The 4,556-nt window shown below is 38.6% G+C and carries 4 protein-coding genes; all 4 read left to right on the forward strand.

What is annotated here, in order from left to right:
- On the forward strand, nt 1-1,309 hold a 1,309-nt coding region (locus CVN76_RS06125; protein WP_198512506.1), incomplete at its 5' end, for a chitobiase/beta-hexosaminidase C-terminal domain-containing protein.
- Nucleotides 1,310-1,326: 17 nt separating this feature from the next.
- Nucleotides 1,327-2,529, forward strand: a complete 1,203-nt coding sequence (locus CVN76_RS06130; RefSeq protein ID WP_100530542.1) for an SGNH/GDSL hydrolase family protein — start codon at nt 1,327-1,329, stop codon at nt 2,527-2,529.
- 213 nt (nt 2,530-2,742) lie between these two features.
- Nucleotides 2,743-3,276, forward strand: a complete 534-nt coding sequence (locus CVN76_RS06135) for a phage holin family protein (RefSeq protein ID WP_100530609.1) — start codon at nt 2,743-2,745, stop codon at nt 3,274-3,276.
- Between the two features lie 55 nt (nt 3,277-3,331).
- Nucleotides 3,332-4,306, forward strand: a complete 975-nt coding sequence (locus tag CVN76_RS06140; protein ID WP_157805561.1) for a peptidoglycan-binding protein — start codon at nt 3,332-3,334, stop codon at nt 4,304-4,306.
- The last annotated feature ends 250 nt before the right edge of the window (nt 4,307-4,556 follow it).

Genomic DNA, 4,556 nt, shown 5'->3' on the forward strand with positions numbered 1-4,556 from the left:
TTCCACAAAGTCTATTTTGAATGATAACACTCTTGCCAGCACTAATGAGTTCCCTTTATTAAACCAAGCAATAGCTGCTGGTGAATTACTTAAAGAATTTAATATGGAAAGTTTGGCCGAAATCGCCAGAACTATTGAAAGTGGCGGGGGTGCAAGCGGGGGTGGCACAGTACCATCCAATGTAATTTTATATGAGGATTGGGCAGCAGGGGAAACTGTAATAATTGATACTGGAAATACTGCCCCTCCACCTGATACAACTGCTCCAATATTAATAATCGCACCTAATGGAGGTACTTTTGCAACTACTCAAAGTGTAACCATGTCTACAAATGAGACAGCCGAAATTTTCTATACACTTGATGGTTCAACACCTACAGTTTCAAGCACCAAATATACGAGCGCTATTAATCTAAGTAACACCGCAACAATTAAAGCAATCGCAAAAGATACAGCAGGCAATATTAGTGCCGTTAATACAGTTGCCTTTACGAAAGATGTAACAGCGCCTACTGATACAACACCACCAGTATTAACCGTCAGTCCAGCAGCAGGAACATATACAACTTCTCAATCTGTAACCCTTACAGCAAATGAAACAGCAGATATTTATTACACATTAGATGGAACTACGCCAACTACTGCAAGTATAAAATATTCTAGTCCTTTTACTGTATCAGCAACCTCAACAGTAAAAGCATTTGCGAAGGATACAGCCGGGAACAGTTCTGTTGTTCAAACCGTTGCGTATACGATTGACACAGTTCCTGCGACACTAAATATTGTAGATACATTCTCGGTTGATAAGAGTCTTTTAACAACAACTGAAACTGGACAAACTTGGGTTCCGTCCAATTATGGAGTGACAGGTGGACAATTTTATGCACCAGCACCAAATGCAAGTACCTATAAGACTCCGGCATATATTACTGTACCGAGCAATTCGTTCACAGTTGAAGTGGATTATGCAGTACCACATACTGGAACAAACACATATTCTGCGATCATGCTCAGGTGGCAAGATATTTCGAATATGGTGTATATCTATATTTCAGGAACTAAGTATCGAATAGGTAAATGGCAAGCTGGAGCATATTCGACAATCATTGAATGGGTGGGTACAGCAACTGCTAATGATAAATTAAAAATAGAGCATCAAGCAGATGGACACATAAAATTATTTGTTAATGGGAATTTAGCAATAGAAGCTACTGAAACATTCTTACTTAGTTCAACTAATAAAGTGGGCTTGGGTACTTCAAATGCAATTATGAGATTTGATAATTTTAGTGTTAAATCGCTTGCTTAGGTTAGGAGGGTTAGTTCATGCAAGGAAAAGGTAAAAAACTAAAAGACGCTAATGGACAATACATGTATCCATTAACACGTTCTGAATTTGTCTATGTAGAGGATAATAAAACACTTGCTCAAAGATTAATTGAGATTGGTTCAGGCGGGAGCCTTCCAGTAAATATTACGTCAACTCCGACAAACGGAAATATTTTAACTTACAATAGTGCAAACGGTAAATGGGAAGCAAAAGCGCCATCTGGTAATATCGGTACTATTGGTGATGGCTCCATCACATACGCTAAATTGGCTGATAATTTCGCCAGTGGAACTCCGACAAGTGATTGCAATACCACAGTAAAGGAAGGGAAGTACCTCTGCTCAAATGGAATATTAAACTTTCCACCGGAGTTTCAAGGACAACTTTCTGTCGCAGTTGGAATGATTTTAGAAGTCAGTAGAGTGAGTAGCATCTGGGTGGCGCAAAAAGCCTACTTACGAAATAATTCATCTCGTGTTTGGTCACGAGTTATAGACTCAAGATATCCTGAAAATGTTGTGCCTTGGGAAATCGAGTCGGGGTACACAATGGAAGGATTAAAATGGATTGGACTGGGAGATAGTATTGCACTTCAGGTGCTCCCATCCGTAGCAAAATATTTAAAAACAACTGTAAATAATCAGGCGAAAGGTGGTTCTGCATGTTCTAATCGGGAAGGGATTAACGATACATTATACGGTCCTTACGAATCAAGTGCTTTTTGGAAAATTTCATCCACAATTGATTTCACATCTTATGATTTGGTTACGTGTACGTATGGTGGTAATGATTTTGGTTCAGGTGTTCCTCTAGGAACACTAGACAGCACTGACCCTAAAACTTTTGCAGGAGCTTGGAACACAGGCTTAAAGAATATCACTAATTCTAACCCACAAATAGCAATTGTTATGTTTTCCCCCACCTTTAGAGATTACGCAATAAGCCCGAATAGAAACGGAGATACTTTTGATCAATTTTTAGACATGATGGAAGCAATTGCGAAGAATTGGAGAATTCCTTTAGGAAACGCTGGAAAATTATCAGGAGTAAATAAACATAATGTAGTTCAATTAACATCTGATGGAATTCATCCAAACACTATAGGAAGACAAAAATTGGCAGGGTTCTATGCGGGAATGCTTAATAGCCATATTTACGGAAGAGATTATACTGTGAAACAATCAAAATTAAATCTTTAAGGTTATTTTTTGAAGTTGTCTAAGATTTACTGGTATTAGTACGGTAAATTGGAACAAACTGTGTGGTAACAAAACTAAAGAGCAATAAAATTCAAGTCGTCCCTAAATGGCGGCTTTTTATTATGTATAAAATTCATCCTAGACATACAAAGATAAAGACAAAGAGAGTTTTATGTTGAAGGGGGAGATGCACTTTGAAGGAGGCGAATTTTTATGTTGAGATGGGAGGTTGCCGCAGTGAAAGGGGGCCTGGCTACACTCATTAGTTTTCTTTTGTATTTATCCGGAATTATGAACGAGGTCACGGTGGTTCTTGTGTTTTTTCAAGTTCTAGACATGATTACTGGGCTATTTAGGGCCTACATGACGAAATCCTTAAATAGCACATTTTGCTTGGCGGGATTGATAAAAAAGGTTGCTGTATTTGTTCTTATCGGAATGGCAGCTGGTTTGGAGTATTTCTTTATCAGTGTGGGGCAAGAGACTGGCGGGCTAATAATACTGGCTGTTACCAGTTTTTTCATTGTAAATGAAGGCTTATCAATCTTAGAGAATTGCGCTCAAATGGGGCTGCCAATTCCACCTGTTCTTTATAATTCATTAGACAAGCTTCATAAAGATCCTGGAGGTAAAGAGCAATCAATGGCTCGCGATCCATTATTAGAAAAAATCGATAAAGCCGTATTAATTAAAGAAATTCAGCAAGTTCATCAAGAAAACATTAAACAAACAGAAAAAACATCTTAAGCTGCCCATCGGGTGGCTTTTTATTATGAATTAAATTAAAAGGAGACGATGGAAAATGACAGTAGCATTGCAAACTTTATTAGATCGGTCAATTAAAAACATGGGTTCTGGAATGAATTCAGTGGTGAAGGCTTCCGCCTTAGAAATGATTAAACAGGCGTATAAAGAAGGGATTTTCGTTCAAATAAGCGCAGGTTATCGTTCTATGGAAGAACAGGCAGCACTATATGGCCAAGGGCGTTTTTACAGCTACAAAGGTAAAAATTATAGCAGCCTTTCAAAACCGGTTGTGACAAAAGCTTTGCCAGGACAATCTTTCCACAATTATGGGGTAGCCATTGATTTTTTTATTGTGAGTGATGATGGGAAGAATGCAATCTGGACCATTAGTACAAAATGGAGACGTGTGGCTGCCATTGGTAAAGAACTAGGATTTAAATGGGGCGGTGATTGGACAGGCTTTAAAGATTACCCTCACTTGGAAATGACGGGCGGATTATCTTACGCGCAGATGCAATCAGGTAAAAAGCCAAGTCTTACTTTAAAGTTCAAGGATAATGAGACACCAGTTGTCGTCGAGCAGCCAAAAGATGAGGTGGCCTCAGAGGTCACCAAGGAGCCTTCCAAGAATAAAGGGGATAGCACGATAGTTTCCATCCAGAAAACATTAAATAGCCGTTATGATGCCGGTCTTGTTGAGGATGGTATTAACGGACCTAAAACACAAACGGCCTTGATCAAAGCGTTGCAAACTGAACTTAACAAGCAATTCAATAAAAAGCTTGTTGTGGACGGAGAATGGGGAGCTAAGACTAAAGCGGCAATCGTTACCCTTGAAAAAGGGGCAAAAGGGAATTTGACTTGGATTCTTCAGGCTTCACTTTACACAGAAGGATATAACCCTGGATCACTGGATTCTGTCTTTGGAAAGGGTACTGAAGCAGCCTTAGAAAAATTCCAGAAAGCTAAAAAGATTACTGCTGATAAAAAAGCCGGAAAAGCTTCTTTCGCTGAATTATTTGCTGCATAAGTATAAAAAGAAAGTATTTTGTATATAATTCGATATGTAACCCTCGTACTCCAGCTATACCTTCTTCTTAATCGGAGAAGGTATTTTTTTATGCCTTCCATAAGAACGCTCGTTCGTATATAATCATTAAAAAGGAGGTTTTTCTGATGGGTACAATTCGTGACAGAGGAATAATTAAATGGCATGCAGCCTTGTTGTTGCCAGAACATAAAGCATTAAATAAAAAAGTAGCTCAAGTGGATCCTTTCTT

Source organism: Bacillus sp. mrc49, from assembly GCF_002803435.1.

What these genes read in the sequence shown, in the direction of transcription:
- CVN76_RS06130 (WP_100530542.1), top strand. Translation starts at nt 1,327, where the DNA reads ATGCAAGGAAAAGGTAAAAAACTAAAAGACGCTAATGGACAATACATG.
- CVN76_RS06135 (WP_100530609.1), top strand. Translation starts at nt 2,743, where the DNA reads ATGTTGAGATGGGAGGTTGCCGCAGTGAAAGGGGGCCTGGCTACACTC.
- CVN76_RS06140 (WP_157805561.1), top strand. Translation starts at nt 3,332, where the DNA reads ATGACAGTAGCATTGCAAACTTTATTAGATCGGTCAATTAAAAACATG.